The sequence below is a fragment of the Corynebacterium pygosceleis genome (genome assembly GCF_016595275.2).
GTDB lineage: Bacteria > Actinomycetota > Actinomycetes > Mycobacteriales > Mycobacteriaceae > Corynebacterium > Corynebacterium pygosceleis.
In genome coordinates this window covers 619,261-636,925 of the sequence record NZ_JAENIQ020000002.1, presented here as the reverse complement: position 1 = coordinate 636,925, position 17,665 = coordinate 619,261, and the positions used below count along the sequence as shown (strand labels likewise).

Below are 17,665 nucleotides of genomic sequence, written 5' to 3'. Positions count from 1 at the left end.
ATGGATCGTTCGGGCCCGGTGCATCTCCGTCCTCCGGGAAACGGGGCGTATTCCGTACCGGCGAGACTACGCGGAGGTCCGGGACCGTCGCTGGTACATGCGACGCGCGACCCAGATGGCGGGCATCAGTACGGCGAGTAGGATCAGGACGGCGGCCACGGGCATGTCCGGGGTGGGACCTGTCGTGGGGGGTGTGAACAGATCACCGATGCCACCCAGCATGTTGAACGTCGCGTGCAGGATGATCACCGTGACCAGATCCCGGGTCAGGTGGTAGATGACGCCCAGCAGAAGGCCGATCGAGAATGCGTACAGGACCTGTGTCGTCACCGTCAGCACGAGGTGCGGGGACGTGACGAGATGGACGAAATGCATCACCGCGAAAATGGCCGATGCCGCGACGATCGACCACCAGGTGCGTCGCCGGTCGGTTCCGTACGCCTCGACCAGGACGTTCTGGATCAGGCCCCGGCACAGGAGCTCCTCCCAGATACCGGTCAGCAGGGCCCCGGCGACGAAGAACAGGACAGATGCCGCAGACGGCGACGTGAGTCCCCCGGGCGGCGGGGCGAGAAAGAACACGGAACTGATGATCGTTCCGGCCAGCAGGAGATAACCGCCGCGCCGGATGTTCGTGAAACTGAACCTGGTGTCCCGGAGGGTGGATACCCTCCCCAGGATCACGTACAGCAGCCCCGTGGTGATGAGGGGGAGCACGTAGATGGTCACCGCGGTCGGGGTCGTCGACTGTTTGTCGCCGACCAGAAGGGCGGACACCCAGAGACCCGCAAGTCCCGTGACCGCGATGAGAACAGCCAGAGGGCCCGCCCAGCGGCGCTGCCAGTGAGTGTGGCGCAACATCGTTCCTTTCTCTCGGACGGTACCGGGGTGGTACCGCAGAAGATGCTAATCCGGCAGGTGGACGGTGGACACATCCGTAGAGCCCTGACCGGGGCATTCGTCGTGAACTCACAGGTGCCGCACAGTTCCCCGCCGAAATTCCGGACCCCGGCCGGATGACCGGACGCGGCATCCGCGGCGCCACGGTCGCTGACGGCCGGATGGCCCGAACCCGGTGGAAAGGTGGAGGACCTCTGTCGGATCCCGTATCCCGAGGTATCGGACCCGCAGAGGTAGGAGGTTCGATAGGACATCAACAATTCGGACTATAGATAAGTCAGGGTCACCTTAGTTACGGTTGAGTCATCGCAGGACGGAGACACGGCACGGTGCACGTGAACCGTTTAAGAACACAGATGAACACACCGGAGCGGGAAGCCGCTCCGCACACATGAAGGCAGAAGAAGACATGACGACAGCAGTCCAGCCGCGAAACGGCGCAGATTCCCTCCCGCTCTCCAAGGAGCTCAAGGCATCCACCGCGGACGCCCACGAGTCCGCCGAGTACTCCACGTTCACCCAGGATCTCATGGGCGGCAGCCTCACGGTCGCCGACTTCATCGCCCTCCAGGAACAGTCCTGGTTGTTCTACCAGGCACTCGAGAACGCCGCCCGCGTCGTGGCCGACGATCCCATCGCCGCCGCCATCGTGGATCCGTCCCTGGAACGTGTCCCCTCCATCGAGGCCGATCTCGATGCGCTCCACGGCAACACCGACTGGCGCGGAAACGTTGAGCCGCTGCCGTCCACCGCGATGTACGTGGCCCGGCTGAACGAGATCGCCGCGAACGCCGACGCCCCCGGTCTGATCGCCCACCACTACGTCCGTTACCTCGGTGATCTCTCCGGAGGTCAGGTCATCGCCCGCATGATGCAGCGCCACTACGGTCTCGGCCCGGAGGTCCTGTCCTTCTACCGTTTCACCGAGATCCCGAAGGTCAAGCCGTACAAGGACAACTACCGTGCAGCCCTCGACGCCCTGCCGCTCGAAGGCAGTGACCGTCAGCGTCTGCTCGATGAGGCGTGCGAGGCGTTCCTCTTCAACTTCAACCTCTTCGCCGACCTCGGGCGCACCACCCGGTAAACAGGTCTGAACAGGTAGTTCACTCCTTCTCACCCTGCATGACCCCGGCCCGTCGCCGGCCCCGGATCCACGCCGCTTCCGCGCCAGCCCCGCGGTGGCCTCAGTGGTACCGGAATCGCCGGACGGCGACCAGACATCCGGAGCCGATGAAGCGGTTGCATGCCCCAACCGCTCCGACACGGCGGAAACGGGAACGCCGGCCCCGGCGATTCCATCGCACGGAAGCACCGGAAGGTGTGGAACGTGCAGCTCGGCGGCACGATGCCACCCTTCATCCCGTTCACGTGCACCGACGCGTATTAGGCCGCGTCAGCCGCACCACGGCCCCGGAGAACCTCCGCGACGCTCACCCGCCGCATAACCGACCGGTCAACGCGCCAGCCCCGTGTTGACTGACCCGGTCCCTGTCGGCGGCCCCGTTTCTCAACGGTGCGCCGCCGGCAGGCGGGCGCATGGATCGCCCCGCCACCGTGCCCGCCCCACACGGCCGTCCACCGGGAACCTCACCCGCACGCACCCCGTGCGAGGAACGGGATCAACCGCCCCACCGCCCGTGGGACGGGGTGTGCCGGTAGTGCCGCCACACGGTACCTCGACCGGTTTCCGGACCCAGGCGGCCCTCGGCGTGCTCCCCACATCAACTCCGTCGCCTGCGGTCGTGCGTCGCACACCCTCCGGTGGAGGTCCGGGCGATCACCCGGCGTGCCGTCGACCGCCGCGCCCGGCGGAAGTGCGGGCGCCAAACCCGGTCTCCGGCCCCGGACCCCGGGGTCGGGTTCCTTCTCCACGGCGTTTCAGTCAGACGGGGACGGCGGTCACCGGCCGCACCGCCGCGGCGAAGAACCCGGCCCGGACCGTCCGGTCCGCGTTGGCGGTGAGGTGCCCCGGCGAGAGGAGGGGCAGGGGACTGCGGTAACGATCCACAAACAGCCGCTGAAGCGGTGTGTTCATCTCTGCCCCACTGTCGCTGATGAACCGATCCGTCCCGAGCGCACTCACCGCATTCACGATCACCGACGTTCGTCCCGCAGCTCCTGTCGGGGACACGCGTCGGGGGTCTGTTGCGGAACGACGTGCCCGGCGGTCGGCGGTGGCGCACCCGTGACGGGTGCGGAGATCGCGGTCCTCGCCCGGATCGAGCGTTCCTGCCATCGCCGGTGACGGCGGAAACGGCTCGGACGTTGATCCCCGTCGGGCCGGCCGCCGGTCGGTCGGCTTCTTCCGGGGTGGTGGTTGGCCTCGTCGGTGTCGGTCCGGTCGGGTGTCGCGCAGCCACAAGGGGTGGGGTCGGCCGCCGTTCTCGCGTGCTGGGCAATCGGAGATCCGTCGAGGGCGGGCTGGCGATCCGGCACCCCACATATTGTGCCTGTGACGCATTCCGGGTGTGCATATCGTGTTTCTCACAATGGCGTTCGAATAATGACACCAGTGTCATTAACTGCTTAGAGTGACGGGCATGAGCACAATTCTCCCTCCCCACGTGAGTCACGCCGCCGACATGGTCGATCCCGTCAGCACCGTCACCGAGTACCTCTCCCGCGCTGACTGGCGGGTCAACGCCAATGCCAACCAGGACTACTCCCTGGGCGGCCTGATGCTGAACGCCACCGGGAAAGTGGTGGCGAACTACTGGCTGAGCGAGGTGTTCAGCCCCGACGCCGCGGCGGCGCACCGCGACGGTGACCTACACATCCACGATCTCGACATGCTCGCCGGCTACTGCGCGGGATGGTCGCTCCGGCAACTCCTGGAACAGGGGTTCGGGGGAGTGCCGGGATCGGTCAGTTCCGCGCCACCGAAGCACTTCTCCTCGGCCTGCGGACAGATCGTCAACTTCCTCGGCACGCTCCAGAACGAGTGGGCGGGTGCGCAGGCGTTCAGCTCCTTCGACACCTACATGGCACCGTTCGTGCGTATCGACGGTCTCGATCACCCGCAGCTGAAGCAACTCCTGCAGGAGTTCGTGTTCAATCTCAACGTGCCGAGCCGGTGGGGGATGCAGACCCCGTTCACCAACCTCACCTTCGACTGGACCTGCCCCGGGGATCTCGCCGAGGATCACCCGTTCATCGGCGGCGAGGTCATGGACTTCACCTACGGCGAACTCGGTGCGGAGATGGACATGATCAACCGCGCCTTCATCGAGGTGATGGCGGAGGGTGACGCCGACGACCGGGTGTTCACGTTCCCGATCCCGACCTACAACATCACCCGTGACTTCGACTGGGGCAGCGACAACGCCCGCCGGCTGTTCGACATGACCGCACGGTACGGCCTGCCCTACTTCCAGAACTTCATCAACTCCGAGCTCGACCCCGGCCAGATCCGGTCGATGTGCTGCCGGCTCCAACTGGATCTCCGGGAACTCCTCGCCCGGGGCAACGGACTGTTCGGTTCCGCCGAGCAGACGGGGTCCATCGGCGTGGTCACCCTCAACTGCGCACGCCTCGGACACCGGTTCGCGGGAGACGAGGAATCACTTATCGCCGAGGTGGAACGCCTGGTCGATCTGGGCGTCGACACGCTCGAGCGGCGCCGCGCGACGATCGCGGAGCTCATCGACGCCGGACTGTACCCCCACACCCGGCGGTGGCTGCCGAGCCTGGACAACCACTTCTCCACCATCGGGGTCAACGGGTGCAACGAGATGATCCGGAACTTCACCGGTGACGCCTACGACATCACCGATCCCCAGGGACACGCGCAGGTCGCGCGCCTCCTGGATCACATCAACTCTCTTCTGGTGAAGGCGCAGGAGACGACCGGTCACCTCTACAATCTCGAGGCCACGCCCGCGGAGGGGGCCACCCACCGGTTCGCCAGGGAGGACATCCGCCGGTTCGGCGACGGCATCATCCACGCCGGAACAGCGGCCGAGCCGTACTACACCAACTCCTCCCAACTGCCGGTCGATCACACACCGGACCCGTTCGCCGCGCTCTCCCAGCAGGAGGACCTGCAGGTCAAGTACACCGGAGGTACAGTCCTGCACCTCTACATGGGAGCCGAGATGAGCTCCGGGGACGTCTGCTCCACCCTGGTGCGACGGGCGCTGGAGACGTTCCGGCTGCCGTACATCACCATCACCCCGACCTTCTCCATCTGCCCGAACGACGGCTACCTCTCCGGAGAACACCCGACGTGCGGGCACTGCGGGGAGACGACCGAGATGTGGACCCGCGTCATGGGGTACTTCCGCCCGGTGTCGAGCTTCAACACCGGGAAGAAGGGGGAGTTCCGCGAGCGGACGTACTTCGCGGAACCGGCGCTGTGACCGAGGGGTCGGAGGGCGAGGGGCTCGGGTTACCGGTCGCGGGGATCATCCCGTTCTCGGCGACGGACTGGCCGGGCCGTCTCACCGCGACGGTGTTCACGCAGGGATGTCCGTGGCGGTGCGTCTACTGCCACAACCCGTCTCTGCAGGACGTGGGCACCGGCTCCCGTGATTTCGCGGAGGCGCTGGCGTTGATGGAGCGTCGCCGCGGCCTGCTCGACGGGTTGGTCATCAGCGGCGGAGAACCCACCGTGCACCGGTCACTTCCCGCGGCGATCCGGGAGACACACCGCCGTGGGTTTCCGGTCGGGTTGCACACCTGCGGATACGCACCGGCCCGACTCGCGGCGCTCCTGGGCGATGACCGGACCCGACCGGACTGGATCGGCCTGGACGTCAAGGCGCTCCCGGCGGATCTGCCGTCCGCCGTCGGTTGCACCCCGGCCGTGGCGGAACGGTCCGCCGCGGCGCTCGGTCTGGTCGCTGAGACGGCGGCCCGTACCGGAATGGAGGTGCAGGTACGCACCACCGTCTGGCCGGGTGGGGTGGTGGACCGGAACCTCGGTGAACTGAGGGAGCTGGTCGCGGCCCACGGGTTCGATCTGGTCGTGCAGCAGGCCCGGAACGTCGATGCCGACGGTGTCTACCGCGTCCCGGCGTGACCGATCCCGGAACGAGGTTCACCGTCGTCGCGGTGATCGCCGTGCCGAAGTAGAAGGAACAGAGGGCGTGGATGAGTGCGGTTCGCCGGATCTCCGGGGCGGTGGATGAGGTGTCCGATGCCGCGTAGGGCATCACCGGAGGTGAAGGCGGTGTACGTGAAATCGGTGTACTGCGGTGCCTCCGGCTGGGTGAAGTCGATTCGCCGGTCGGCCGTGTCTCCGTCGGTTGCACCGCGTAGTCCGGGCGGCGTACCGCAGCATGAACAGCAGACGGACGGACACCCACGTCGCGAACACCGTCAGCGACCCGAACAGGGACAACAGGATCCGCGCGTCACCGTGGACACGGGTCGTGTCGTAGATCAGCGTTCCCACGGTCACCGTGGCGGCGACGGTCGCCACAGTGGGCGGGACCGGGTGGGTGCTCCGGGAAACCTCCAACGCCCGGGCGTACCGTAGGGGGCCGTCGGCGTCGAGCCGGCCCCGTCCACCCGGACACGACATCCCAGACGGTCGCCGCGGTGGCGACGGTGGTGCCGACGAAGACCACCACGAGAACGGTGATCCGGTCGGTCGATCCGTGGTGGTCGACGGGGCCGTTGACACGAATATCCGTCCTGAACCACCCGTCGCACCCGCGACACCGGGGTGCGACGGGTGCAGGGGGGGGGCTAGTCCTCGACGGCGGTGACGGTGACCTCGATGTTGCCTCGCGTCGCGCGGGAGTACGGGCAGACCGTGTGCGCGGTGTCGGCGAGCTTCTGGGCGGCCCCGAGATCCATGTCCGGGATGTGGACCTCGATCTCGACGGCGAGTGCGAATCCCTCATCATCCTTTCCCAGGCTCACCCGGGAACCGACGGAGGAACCGTCGATGGACGCCCCCTCGTTCTTCGCGACGAGCTGGAGGGCGCCGTGGAAACAGGCGGCGTAGCCGGCGGCGAAGAAGAGCTCCGGGTTCGGGGCGTTCTCCGCGCCACCCATCGCCTTCGGCAGCGCGAGGTCCGTGTCAACCAGGCCGTCGGTCGTACGGACGTGTCCGTCGCGGCCGCCTCCGGTAGCGAGTGCTTCTGCGGTGTAGATGTTCTCCATGGGAGATCTCCTTGTTGGTTGGTCGACGGTAGGTACCGACCACCGTAGAGGAATCACGGTTTTCCGGCAGCGGAGTCGGTGCGGAGAACCGGTTGGTGGTGGTCCCCGCGACGTTTCCGGAGTGCCCGACGGCTGAGGAGGAATCCCATGATTCCCGCGGTCCACACGGCGAGAGCCGCCCAGCCCGCCAGCCGGAAGTCCGACCACACGTAGTCCGGGCCACCACCCGTGTGTGCGACGTCGAGCAGGACCCCGATGCCCTGTGTCGCGATCATCCCGCCGGTGAATCCGCCCATGTTCGCCAGTCCGGTGCCCGCCGCCAGCACCCTGCGGTCGAGGTGCTCGCGCACCGTGTCGAAGGCGAAGTTCCCCGCCGGGCTGACCATCGCCATGATCAGATTCACCACCATCAACGCGATGTAGGTGCGTGGCTCGGAGGGGAGGAGGAACCACACCCAGATACCGGCGAGGATCGCCGCGGAGATTACCACGAGGAGATCCCGGCTCCGCCCCGCCCTCCCGGACACCAACCCCGCCAGGGGACTGGCGAGCATGATGACCACCATGTTGGCCACCAGCGCGGTACTGATCTGGGCCTGATCCAGACCGAGTCCCAGGGACATCAGGGGAACACCCCAGATGAGCGTGAAAACGATCTGCGGAAAGATGCAGGTGAAGTGCGTGAAAAAGCCCTGCCAGCAGGCCGGGTGGGTGAGCACACAACGTAGCGCCGTCGCGAGTCGGACGGGTGGACCGGGTGATGTCCCACGGACGGAGTCCGGTGCATCACGGATGACGAGGGTAGCCGCCACCGCCACGATCAGACCGGTCGCGCCCAGGGAGACGAACGCCGTGACCCAACCGCGTGAATAGAGGATCGCCGCGAAGGGAACCGCCGACAGGACCTGCCCCAACTGGCCCAGTGCCGAGGTCAGCTGCATCATCACCGGTGCCCGACGCAACGGGAACCAGTTCGGCAGCATCCGCAGCACCGAGAGGAATGCCGTGGCGTCACCGGCACCGATCAGGACCCGCGCGGAGACGGCGATGGCGTAGCTGTCGGTCAATCCGAGGATGATCTGCCCGACGGCCATGATGACGGCCCCGATCACGAGCATCCTGCGTGGCCCGAACCGGTCGACGGCGAGCCCCATCGGAATCTGCATCAATGAGTAGACCCCGACCTGCACGGCCGTGAACACCGCCACCCTGGAGGCGTCGATCTGGAAATGATCCAGTGCCGCGACACCCGCGACTCCGAAGGACGTCCTTCCCGTGGTCGCGGTGATGTAGACGGCGACCGCAGCCAGCCAGACCAGCAGAGCCCGGCGGGTCACACGTGTCGTCTCGTCTCCGCTTCCGGCCATAGGGAAGACAATAGAGCGAGGAGACCCCGCACCGGTTCCGGATGGGGTGTGCAGGGGGAGCTTCAGGGGGACACGGAACTGCTAATCGACGGCGGCGACCGCGGCGATCACGAGATCCCAGAACCTCCTGTGGTCCAGGTCCACGGCGACCTTCGTTCTGCATCCCTCCGGAACGGGCTCCCGGAAATCCGCGACGGTCATTCCGGCGGTCAACGATCCGTTCAACTCCACATCGACGGGAACCGTCCGGGTCGTCATCACCTCGGGGTCGATGAGATACGCGACCGCACAGGGGTCGTGCACCGGTGGGTCATCGAATCCCTGATTGTCCCGGTACGCCCGGCGGAAGAAACCGAAGAGCCCCAGCAGGAAACGCCCGGTGTCACTGTCGAGTGCCCGGAGTTCCTCCTCGATCTCAGACGTCGCGAGCGCCTGATGGGTGAGGTCGAGCCCCACCATCGTCACCGGCCAGTCCTCGTTGAACACGATGTGTGCGGCCTCCGGATCGGTGTGCACGTTGAATTCGGCGACCGCCGTGCAGTTGCCCGTCCTGTAGCCACCACCCATGAGCACCACCTCACGGACACGTCCGACGATCCGCGGTTCCTTGCGGACCGCCATCGCGATGTTCGTCAGGGGGCCGATCGGGACGAGGGTGATCGTGCCGGGATCCGAGGACATGACCGTGTCGATGATGAAGTCGACGGCGTGCCCGTCCGCGACCTCCCCCGTGATCTCGGGCAGCTCGACCCCGTCCAGACCGGATTCGCCGTGGACGTGAGCCGCGACCGCACCCTCCCGCACCAGCGGTCGAGCACAACCCGCGTACACCGGGATCTCGGGTCGACCGGCGACCTGGAGAACGGCGAGAGCGTTGCGCGTCACCTTGTCCAGTGTCTGGTTACCTCCGACGGTGGTCACACCGACGAGATCTATGCCCGGGTCACCGACCGCGAGTACCAGTGCAACCGCGTCATCGTGTCCGGGATCGCAGTCGAGGATGATTTTTCGTGCCATGGTGTTCCACCCTGTCTGTCGCAGCTCAGCATCGGTGGGGTGTGCCATCACCCCGCCTCCTGATCCCCGATGGTACGTGGGGGAGACGGGTCAGCGCCCGGAAACCGCCAGCAGCCCCCGCCCGTCCTCGGCCCGGGCCGTGACCCGGACCAACTCACCGAGAGGATGCGCCGGAGTCAGATCGAGGGATTCCACGGTGGGCGCGCCGGGTTCGTCCGTGAACACGCGCCACCGCACACGCCCGTTGTCGAGCATGGCGAAAACGACCGCTGCGCCGTCGGCGATCTGTGCGAGGCAGTCCGACAGCCGGTCATCGGGAAGTGCCATCGTGACGATGAGTTCCCCGTCACCGGCTCCGCTGACCTCACGCAGTGCGGCGACGAGTCCCCGGTCGCCGAGTGCCCGGGTGAGACGTGGAACCATGAGGTTCCGCAGGTCCAGGTGGTCGTCCTCGGGATCACGGTAGACACGGACCACCACCGAACCCGAGTCGTCGAGGGGAGTCTCGTCGAAGATCCTGAGCGCCAGCTCCGACGGTTCGACACCCCGGGCGGCGGCCGCCGCCGCTGTGGCGTCCCTCAGTGCGGCGGCCCGGTCGCGGGTCTCGGTGGTGAAGTCGAAGTCGATGCCGCGGGTGGCGCATTCTTCCCCGGAAATCCGCTGGGTGACATGCGCTTCGTGGGTGTTCATGTCGTCATCAATCCTTGAACCTGGGGTGTGTGGGTCGGTGCGCCCGTGCCGGGCACACCCCCAGGATACGGCACCGTAGGTTAGGGGAGGGTGATGTCGGGCTCCGGCACTTCGAATGAAGCTGACCGGTGCCCGGGCCCGTTCTCCGAATTCGTGGATGATGAGTCGGTGATATCCGGCGGCCCCGGGCGTCCGCCGGGGACCGGGGATCCGTTCGTCCGCGAGGTATGCCACGTGAGTCCGGGAGATGCCGTTGTCATGGCTGCCCAGGGTCGGCTCGCGGTCGGCTGGTTGATGATCGCGGTGGGCCTTCCGGGATGGATATCTTCGACGATCTGGGGAACGACGGCAGGGTGGAGATCGGTGACATCGGTGGGCATATCCCCGACCCGATCACCAACTAGGTCGTGCCCGGCACACCGATCGCGGCGCTCATGTCGTCGCGTCTGGAGAATCGGGGCAACCTCGCCCCTTCCGGGTCGTCATCTTCCAGTTCATCGATGATCGAGACCAGTTCGTCCCCGGCGCCGGCCTGCACCCGGTCGAAGAGCTCCGGGTAGGTGAGCGCCCCGAGTAGTTCGACGATCCGGCTCATGCCGTCGGTGCACGCGGAGACCCGCGACACCGATCCAGTCGGGAACGTGCGCACCGTGATCCGCGCGGCGATGTCTTCCGCGGGGGTGAAGTCCGAGATGATCCACCGCCCCCCGCGGGTGTTCCTGGCCGCCCTGTCAGCGGCCAGGAGCGGTCGCGCCGATGTGTACGCCCGGGAAGCCGGCAGGCCTTGGTCCAGAGCCTCCCTGACCCGGGTGAGAGCCGCGTCCTCGTGGCCGTCATAGGCGGGGTCGGTGATGATCACCGCGGTGTGCTCCCCGGCCAGCTCGATGACGACCGGGCTGTCGCCGATGACCGCCACCGCGAGGTTCTCCGCGTCCCAGACGGCGAGTGCCAGCGTGGCGGTCACCCCGTGGTCGCCGCACCGGTTCTGCGTGGTCCGCAGGGCCGTCGCGATCTCTCCTCGCACATCGTCCGGATCCGACACCGCGGCGGCGAGGTTCTCCGCGAAGGTCGCGGCGAAATCGGAGACCCGTTCGGCGGACCCGTCCGCCGACGAGATGGGGGAGCAGCCGTCGATCGCCGTGATCATCCGGCTGGTGGCGATGACGGCATCCTGGTTCCGTGGCTTCCACGAGTGCGTGTAGGTCACCATGCCCGCCAGGCTACCGGTGTCCGGACTCCGTCGAGGACAGTCGGTGTTCACCCGTACTGTCCGAGTCCGGACCCCACGGGAGCCACACACCGCGTCTCGTGCGAGGCCGGGACCAGAGGCAGAAGGCGGGCCAGAGCACAGCGCTCTGGCCCGCATTTCGCCCCGTATCATTCCGGTGAGAAGTGGGGGGATGCGAACTACATGGTCAACCCCTGGACCAGCGAAAACGCTATGTCCAGGGGTTGTGTGGTCTAGCAGTCGTAGTACATCTCGAATTCCTGCGGGGTGGGGCGCAGGCGGACCGGGGTGATCTCGTTGTCGTACTTGAACTTGATGTACGTGTCGATGAGATCATCGGTGAACACGTCGCCCTCGGTGAGGAAGTCGTGGTCGCGCTCCAGCTCCTTCAGGGAGGCCTCGAGGGAGGTCGGTGCCTGCGGGATGCTGGCGGCCTCCTCCGGGGGCAGCTCGTAGAGGTCCTTGTCGACGGGTGCGTGCGGTTCGATGCGGTTCTTGATGCCGTCGAGGCCGGCGAGCATCATCGCCGCGAATCCGAGGTAGGGGTTGCCGGACGGGTCCGGTGCGCGGAACTCGATGCGCTTGGCCTTCGGGTTCGAGCCGGTGATCGGGATGCGCACGGCGGCGGACCGGTTGCGCTGTGAGTAGACGAGGTTGATGGGAGCCTCGAAGCCCGGGACCAGACGGTGGTAGGAGTTCAGCGTCGGGTTGGTGAACGCGAGAACGGCACCGGCGTGGTGCAGGATGCCGCCGATGTAGTAGCGGGCCATGTCGGAGAGGCCGGCGTACCCGGACTCATCGTGGAACAGCGGCTTGCCGTCCTTCCACAGGGACTGGTGGGCGTGCATGCCGGAACCGTTGTCGCCGGCCAGGGGCTTCGGCATGAACGTCACGGACTTGCCCTGCTGGAACGCGGTGTTCTTGATGATGTACTTGAAGCTCTGGAGATCATCCGCTGCGTGCAGGAGGGTGTTGAACTTGTAGTTGATCTCCTGCTGTCCACCGGTGCCGACCTCGTGGTGTGCGCGCTCCAGGGAGAACCCGCACTTCGCGAGGTTCCGGCACATGTCGTCGCGGAGGTCCTGGGCGTGGTCGTAGGGGGCGACGGGGAAGTAGCCGCCCTTCATGCGGGTCTTGTACCCGAGGTTCGGGGTGCCGTCGAGATTCTCCTCTTCACCGCGGTTCCACCAGCCCTCGACGGAATCGAGGTGGTAGAAGCCCGAGTTCGTGTCGGTGGCGTAGGACACCTTGTCGAAGATGTAGAACTCGGCCTCGGCGCCGAAGAAGCAGGTGTCGGCGATGCCGGTGGAGGTGAGGTACTCCTCGGCCTTGCGTGCGACGTTACGCGGATCGCGGGAGAACGGCTCACGGGTGAAGGGGTCATGGACGAAGAACTTCATGTTCAGCGTCTTGGCCTTGCGGAACGGATCGACCACGGCGGTCGCGAGATCCGGGAGGAGGTTCATGTCGGATTCATCGATGGTGGTGAATCCACGGACCGAGGAACCGTCGAAGGCGAGGCCCTCCTCGACCGCGTCTTCATCGAACATCGAGGCCGGAATGGTGAAGTGCTGCTCGATTCCGGGAACATCGGTGAATCGGATGTCGACGAACTCGATGTTCTCGTCGGCGATGAACTTGGTGACGTCTTCTGTGGTTTCAAATGCCACGGTGACTCCTAATAGCGGGCCGGTTCAGGGTACCGGGTGCGTGATCGTCTCGGATGATCTCTGACATGAACGGAAACCGGGGTGGCTGTCGTGGTTCTGGACGACAGGTTGAACGGCAGTCACTGCCGGAAGCTGCTCACATATGCCCCCACTGTACCCAGTATCTGTCGCGCGACCATAACCCACACCCTGTGCGCAGGTGCACCGTGCGGGCGCTAAGTTAGGGGCATGGCACGCGACAAACACAGTTGGCTCGATGGACCGCAGATTCCCGCAGAGAACGAAGACCCGCTTTCACCGGCGAAATGGCCCGGTGAGCGCCTCGGCCTGCCCGAGGAGGGCTACGGTGCACTGGCCAGCGTCATGCGCCGGGTCGGCGGAATCGCCCTCGACTGGATCGTGGCCATGCTCACCACCGTGATCGTCACCTCGATGACGGATGAGCTCGGGGGGTTCGCCACCGTCGAGTTGCTGATGTTCTTCATCATCAGCGTCATTTCGGTGACCCTGTTCGCCCGTACCCCGGGGCAGGCGATGATGAAGATGGGGGTGGCCCGCATCGACCGCCCCGACCAGCGTGTCGGATTCGTCAGGGCCCTGGTCCGGGCGGTTCTCACCGTGTTCATCTTCCCGCCGGTGCTCGTCGATTCCGACGGTCGCGGGCTCCACGACCGGGTGACCGGAACAGCGGTGATTCTCGGCTGACGGGGAAAACGGAGAACAGCGACGACAGAGGGGCGTGTTCCCGCCTCCCCCGTTACCGGGGGAGGCGGGAACACGCCCCTCATGTTTCGGGCGGTGCCTGCGGCAGGGGTCACAACAGGATGAACAGCACCGCCTGGGCGGCGATGATCTTCACGACCATCGCCATGGGGTAGACGGTGGTGTACCCCATGGAGGGAAGCTCGTTGCGGGTCTGGTCGGAGACGTAACTCAGTACCGCGGGGTGTGTCTGGAGCCCCGCGACGATTCCCGCGGTCTGTCCGAACGGGATCCGCATCACCCGGTGCCCGATGAACAGGGTGAACAGGGAGAGAGCGAAAGTCAGTACGGCGCCGCCCGCGATGATCTTCAGTGTCGCGGGGTCCCCGAGGGCCTCCTTGAATCCGGCGCCCGCGGTGGTGCCGATTCCGGCCAGGAAGAGGGTGATGCCGAACTGGCGCAGCGCGAGGTTCGCGCCGTAGGGCACCTGCCAGACGATCCGGCCGGTCCGTCCGAGGGCCCCGAGGATCAGTGCGACGACGAGTGGGCCGCCGGCGCTACCGAGCCGCAGGGTGATGCCGCCGGGCAACGGGAGCGGGATCATGCCGATGAGGACACCGATCGCCATACCGGCCAGGAGCGGCAACAGGTTGATGTCGGAGAGTCGTTTGTAGGAGTCACCGAACAGTCTGGTCGCCTGGTCGATCCGGTCGTGGGTGCTGACCACCCGGACACGGTCTCCGAGCTGGAGAACGGTGTCAGGGGTGGCGACCATGTCGACGTCGCCCCGTCGCACCCGGGTGACCAGCATGCCCGGCATGCGTGGGTTCAGTTTCGACAGGGGAATGCCGACCATCGAACTCGTGGAGACGAAGATCCGGCGGTAGTCGAGGCGTTCGTCGTGGGTGGGGTCGCCCGGAAGCAGTTCGCCGATTTCGGAGGCCGCCCGTTCGATCTCCTCGGTCGTCCCCACGATCGACAGGATGTCACCGGGACCCGCCGTGTCGCCGGGCTCGGGGAGGAAGAGCTTTCCGTTGTGTTCGATCCGGGAGACGATGATCTGGAGGTGGAGACGGTTTCTGAGGTTGGTGACCTCGGGGAGATCGTCCCGTTCGACGCGGACACGACGGGTGATGAGTTTCTGCGGGGCCACACCGGCTTTCCGCGCCTCGGCGTCGTGGTCGACCTTCCAGACTTTGCCGAGTATGGCGACGGACAGGATCACGCCGAGAACACCGATGGGGTAGGCGAGGGAGTAGGCGACGACGGGCAGCTCGACGACCTCGACCAGTCGGGCGGGATCACTGATCATGCCGGGTATCGCGTCGACGACGGCCGCCATCGCCGGGGTGTTGGTCATCGCGCCCGTGAACATACCGGCTCCGGAGGCACCGCCGATCCCCAGGAGGGGGACGGTGACGAGTGCGATCAGTGAGACGAGGAGGATCGCGCCGACGCCGAGCAGATTGTGCCGGACACCGGTGGTCCGCATGGACCGGAAGAAACCGGGTCCGGCCTCCAGTCCGATGGTGTAGACGAAGAGGGAGAGTCCGATGATGAAGACGATCGGCGGGAGCTGGATCCCGGGTTCGGCGGTGGAGAACCCGATGCCGACGAAGAGGACGGCGGCGACACCGAGACTGAATCCGCCGATCCGGAGCCGGCCGAGGACCAGTCCGATCGACATGATGACGAGGAGGGCCAGGAGCTGATTGTCGACGAGTAGTTGCACAACTCCATGATCCCGCCGGTCATGTCCGGTCTGCAACCGGGTTCACTAGGGGAAGTATCACATTAATCCGCAGGTAGTTGCACATAATGGAGTTACCCGGGAAAAGACATCTCTTTGGGGTTATGTCCGAGGGGTGCCGTTCGGGCATATTCGGACATATGGTGGGGTCCAGCTGTGGGGTCACCCGACTGAAAGAGGGCGGTTCTGCGGACATGTGGTTCCCGTCCGGTCCGGGGGGACAAACGAAGGCCCCTTCCCCGGATACCTGATCGGGGAAGGGGCCTGTCCACCGTCGGTGGCTACCTGTTCTTGCGGTCTGCGGCGCGGCGGGCCCGACGGTTGAGTCCCGACATGGAACCACCCTTCGGAATGGGGCCCTTCGGCAGTCCCGGGTTTCCCTGCTGGTTGTCCATCGCCTCAAGGCGGGCGTAGAGCGAGTGAACCTCGTCCTTCTTGATGTTGCGCGGAAGCCGGACGAGCGCACGCTGGAGCTTGCCGACGGGCACCTCGTCCTCACCGTCACCGACGTAGATCTCGTACACCGGATACTGGCTGGCGATCCTCTGGAGACGCCGGCGCTGCTGGGCGATGAGCGGCTTCAAACGCCGTTTCTCGCCTTCCCCGACGAGAACGATGCCGCAGACACCGACGACACGGTGCACGGCGTCCATCTGCGTGGTGGCGGCGACCGCGGTGTGGGTCTTCCACACCATGCCGACACCGCTGCGCAGATTCTCCAGCGCCCATCCGGCGGCGCCCGGCTGGCCCTCCGCACGGCTGTAGACCGACTTCTGCAGCCTGTTGGTGAAGATCCACAGGGCGGCGAGCACACCGAAGATGAGCCCGATGGGAAGCATGAACCACTGTCCACCCCAGAGGAGACCGATGAGGAATCCGACGAGGCCGAGCCCGAGGATGGCGAGCAGTACCAGGGGCAGGAACATCTTGTCCTGCTTCCGCAGCATGTTGAACGCCTGCCACAGCTGGGTGCGTGTCTCCCTGCGCCTGGCGCGCTTCGCGGCCTTCTCTTCCTTCATCGCGGCCTTGGCGGCCGCCTTCTTCTCGTCTGCCATGGCCTCAACAATAGGTTATGTCGGTGGAAACGTGACCACCGACCCCGTGGAGACCGGACGGAAGACTCAGCAGCCGGTGCGCTGGAACGGCGCGAAGCTCTGCACCGGAGTGTCCTGGGAGGCCCCGTACTTGCCGAGGAGGCTGGACGCCTCCTGTGCCGTGGTGCCCTCCGTCGTCTCCTTCAGATGCGCGAGATTCTCCGGCAGCTCCTCGCCGCGGGCCTCGATGGTCTGGGCGTAGAGACGTCCGGCACGGTAGGAGGAACGGACCAGTGGACCGGACATGACCCCGGTGAACCCCATCTCCTTCGCCGCATCCGCGTGCTCGAGGAATTCCTCCGGCTTCACCCACCGTTCGATGGGGTGATACATCGGACCCGGCCGGAGATACTGGGTGATCGTCAGGATGTCGCAACCGGCATCGCGCAGGTCCTGCATCGCCTGCGTGATCTCCTCGTAGGTCTCGCCCATTCCGAGGATCAGGTTCGACTTGGTCACCAGGCCGAAGTCGCGGGCCTGCCGGATGACGTCCAGGGAACGGTCATAGCGGAAGGCGGGGCGGATCCTCTTGAAGATACGGGGAACCGTCTCCACGTTGTGCGCGAACACCTCCGGGCGGGCCTCGAAGACCTCCTGGAGCAGATCGGGTTTCCCGGAGAAGTCCGGGGTCAGGTTCTCGACACCGGTGTTCGGATTGAGCTCATGGATCTTGCGGACGACCTCCGCGTACAGCCAGGCCCCCTCATCGGGGAGATCATCACGGGTGACGCCGGTGATGGTCGCGTAATTGAGTTTCATCTCGCGGATGGATTCCGCGACACGACGGGGTTCATCCCTGTCGAGGGGATCGGGTCTACCTGAGGAGATCTGGCAGAAGTCACACCTGCGGGAACACTGGGAACCGCCGATGAGGAAGGTGGCCTCACGGGACTCCCAGCACTCGTGCAGGTTGGGACAGCCGGCCTCCTGGCACACCGTGTGGAGGGAGGCGCCGGCGACACGCTTCTTCATGTCCTTGAACTCGGGACCTGTTTTGGCGGTCGTACGGATCCACCGCGGTTTGGTCTCGATCGGGGTCTGCGCGTTGCGGGCCTCGACCCTGAGCAGCTTGCGTCCTTCTGGTGCGACAGTCACGGCCCCCACCCTACCCGGGGGAACGGGCACGGTGAAAAGTA

Annotated in this window: 15 protein-coding genes; 4 read left to right on the top strand and 11 right to left on the bottom strand. The window is 66.0% G+C overall.

The features are described from left to right. Nucleotides 1-66: 66 nt before the first annotated feature. Entirely contained in the window at nt 67-861 is a 795-nt protein-coding gene (locus tag JIM94_RS06095; protein WP_200253047.1) for a CPBP family intramembrane glutamic endopeptidase, read from the bottom strand. A gap of 448 nt (nt 862-1,309) precedes the next feature. On the opposite strand from JIM94_RS06095, the gene JIM94_RS06090 reads away from it, so the two are divergent. After that, the gene (locus JIM94_RS06090; protein ID WP_200253045.1) at nt 1,310-1,984 is read left to right on the top strand and encodes a biliverdin-producing heme oxygenase; all 675 of its coding nucleotides are present in this window, start codon (nt 1,310-1,312) and stop codon (nt 1,982-1,984) included. Nucleotides 1,985-2,782: 798 nt separating this feature from the next. Here JIM94_RS06090 and JIM94_RS06085 read toward each other — a convergent pair. Next, nucleotides 2,783-2,935 (bottom strand): hypothetical protein, encoded by a 153-nt coding sequence (locus JIM94_RS06085; RefSeq protein ID WP_200253043.1) that lies wholly within the window; start codon nt 2,933-2,935, stop codon nt 2,783-2,785. Nucleotides 2,936-3,482: 547 nt separating this feature from the next. Between JIM94_RS06085 and JIM94_RS06080 the strand changes: the two genes are divergently transcribed. Together JIM94_RS06080 and JIM94_RS06075 are read left to right on the top strand one after the other, a co-directional pair. Next, the gene (locus tag JIM94_RS06080; protein ID WP_200253206.1) at nt 3,483-5,258 is read left to right on the top strand and encodes a ribonucleoside triphosphate reductase; all 1,776 of its coding nucleotides are present in this window, start codon (nt 3,483-3,485) and stop codon (nt 5,256-5,258) included. Then, nucleotides 5,255-5,920, top strand: a complete 666-nt coding sequence (locus JIM94_RS06075; protein WP_200253041.1) for an anaerobic ribonucleoside-triphosphate reductase activating protein — start codon at nt 5,255-5,257, stop codon at nt 5,918-5,920. Before JIM94_RS06080 ends, JIM94_RS06075 begins: the two co-directional genes overlap by 4 nt. Before the next feature lie 671 nt (nt 5,921-6,591). On the opposite strand, the gene JIM94_RS06070 is transcribed toward JIM94_RS06075, so the two are convergent. From JIM94_RS06070 to glnA, 6 genes are all read right to left on the bottom strand, one after another. After that, entirely contained in the window at nt 6,592-7,011 is a 420-nt protein-coding gene (locus JIM94_RS06070) for an organic hydroperoxide resistance protein (RefSeq protein ID WP_200253039.1), read from the bottom strand. Nucleotides 7,012-7,064: 53 nt separating this feature from the next. After that, the gene (locus tag JIM94_RS06065; RefSeq protein WP_200253037.1) at nt 7,065-8,378 is read right to left on the bottom strand and encodes an MFS transporter; all 1,314 of its coding nucleotides are present in this window, start codon (nt 8,376-8,378) and stop codon (nt 7,065-7,067) included. 81 nt (nt 8,379-8,459) lie between these two features. Continuing rightward, nucleotides 8,460-9,395 carry a uridine-preferring nucleoside hydrolase UriH gene (uriH, locus tag JIM94_RS06060; protein ID WP_200253034.1) on the bottom strand — a complete coding sequence of 312 codons (936 nt, stop codon included), beginning with the start codon at nt 9,393-9,395 and terminating at the stop codon, nt 8,460-8,462. Between the two features lie 90 nt (nt 9,396-9,485). After that, nucleotides 9,486-10,085 (bottom strand): hypothetical protein, encoded by a 600-nt coding sequence (locus JIM94_RS06055; protein WP_200253032.1) that lies wholly within the window; start codon nt 10,083-10,085, stop codon nt 9,486-9,488. A 400-nt stretch (nt 10,086-10,485) separates the two neighbouring features. Continuing rightward, nucleotides 10,486-11,295: a PP2C family serine/threonine-protein phosphatase gene (locus tag JIM94_RS06050; RefSeq protein ID WP_200253030.1), complete on the bottom strand. Its 810-nt coding sequence runs from the start codon at nt 11,293-11,295 to the stop codon at nt 10,486-10,488. Between the two features lie 251 nt (nt 11,296-11,546). Beyond that, the gene (glnA, locus tag JIM94_RS06045) at nt 11,547-12,983 is read right to left on the bottom strand and encodes a type I glutamate--ammonia ligase (RefSeq protein WP_200253028.1); all 1,437 of its coding nucleotides are present in this window, start codon (nt 12,981-12,983) and stop codon (nt 11,547-11,549) included. 228 nt (nt 12,984-13,211) lie between these two features. Here glnA and JIM94_RS06040 point away from each other — a divergent pair, with 228 nt between their 5' ends. Next, nucleotides 13,212-13,688 (top strand): RDD family protein, encoded by a 477-nt coding sequence (locus tag JIM94_RS06040; protein ID WP_200253026.1) that lies wholly within the window; start codon nt 13,212-13,214, stop codon nt 13,686-13,688. A 109-nt stretch (nt 13,689-13,797) separates the two neighbouring features. Here the strand turns inward: JIM94_RS06040 and JIM94_RS06035 are convergent, their stop codons facing one another. From JIM94_RS06035 to lipA, 3 genes are all read right to left on the bottom strand, one after another. Further along, entirely contained in the window at nt 13,798-15,417 is a 1,620-nt protein-coding gene (locus tag JIM94_RS06035; protein ID WP_200253024.1) for an aspartate:alanine exchanger family transporter, read from the bottom strand. Nucleotides 15,418-15,716: 299 nt separating this feature from the next. Beyond that, nucleotides 15,717-16,490, bottom strand: coding sequence for a DUF4191 domain-containing protein (locus JIM94_RS06030; protein WP_200253022.1), 774 nt, complete (start codon nt 16,488-16,490; stop codon nt 15,717-15,719). Between the two features lie 66 nt (nt 16,491-16,556). Continuing rightward, nucleotides 16,557-17,624, bottom strand: a complete 1,068-nt coding sequence (gene lipA / locus JIM94_RS06025) for a lipoyl synthase (RefSeq protein WP_200253020.1) — start codon at nt 17,622-17,624, stop codon at nt 16,557-16,559. Nucleotides 17,625-17,665: the final 41 nt, after the last annotated feature.

Bases quoted from the DNA above. Each gene is read 5' to 3' on its own strand.
- JIM94_RS06095 (WP_200253047.1), bottom strand. From the start codon at position 861: ATGTTGCGCCACACTCACTGGCAGCGCCGCTGGGCGGGCCCTCTGGCT.
- JIM94_RS06090 (WP_200253045.1), top strand. From the start codon at position 1,310: ATGACGACAGCAGTCCAGCCGCGAAACGGCGCAGATTCCCTCCCGCTC.
- JIM94_RS06085 (WP_200253043.1), bottom strand. From the start codon at position 2,935: ATGAACACACCGCTTCAGCGGCTGTTTGTGGATCGTTACCGCAGTCCC.
- JIM94_RS06080 (WP_200253206.1), top strand. From the start codon at position 3,483: ATGGTCGATCCCGTCAGCACCGTCACCGAGTACCTCTCCCGCGCTGAC.
- JIM94_RS06070 (WP_200253039.1), bottom strand. From the start codon at position 7,011: ATGGAGAACATCTACACCGCAGAAGCACTCGCTACCGGAGGCGGCCGC.
- JIM94_RS06065 (WP_200253037.1), bottom strand. From the start codon at position 8,378: ATGGCCGGAAGCGGAGACGAGACGACACGTGTGACCCGCCGGGCTCTG.
- uriH (WP_200253034.1), bottom strand. From the start codon at position 9,395: ATGGCACGAAAAATCATCCTCGACTGCGATCCCGGACACGATGACGCG.
- JIM94_RS06055 (WP_200253032.1), bottom strand. From the start codon at position 10,085: ATGAACACCCACGAAGCGCATGTCACCCAGCGGATTTCCGGGGAAGAA.
- JIM94_RS06050 (WP_200253030.1), bottom strand. From the start codon at position 11,295: ATGGTGACCTACACGCACTCGTGGAAGCCACGGAACCAGGATGCCGTC.
- JIM94_RS06040 (WP_200253026.1), top strand. From the start codon at position 13,212: ATGGCACGCGACAAACACAGTTGGCTCGATGGACCGCAGATTCCCGCA.
- JIM94_RS06030 (WP_200253022.1), bottom strand. From the start codon at position 16,490: ATGGCAGACGAGAAGAAGGCGGCCGCCAAGGCCGCGATGAAGGAAGAG.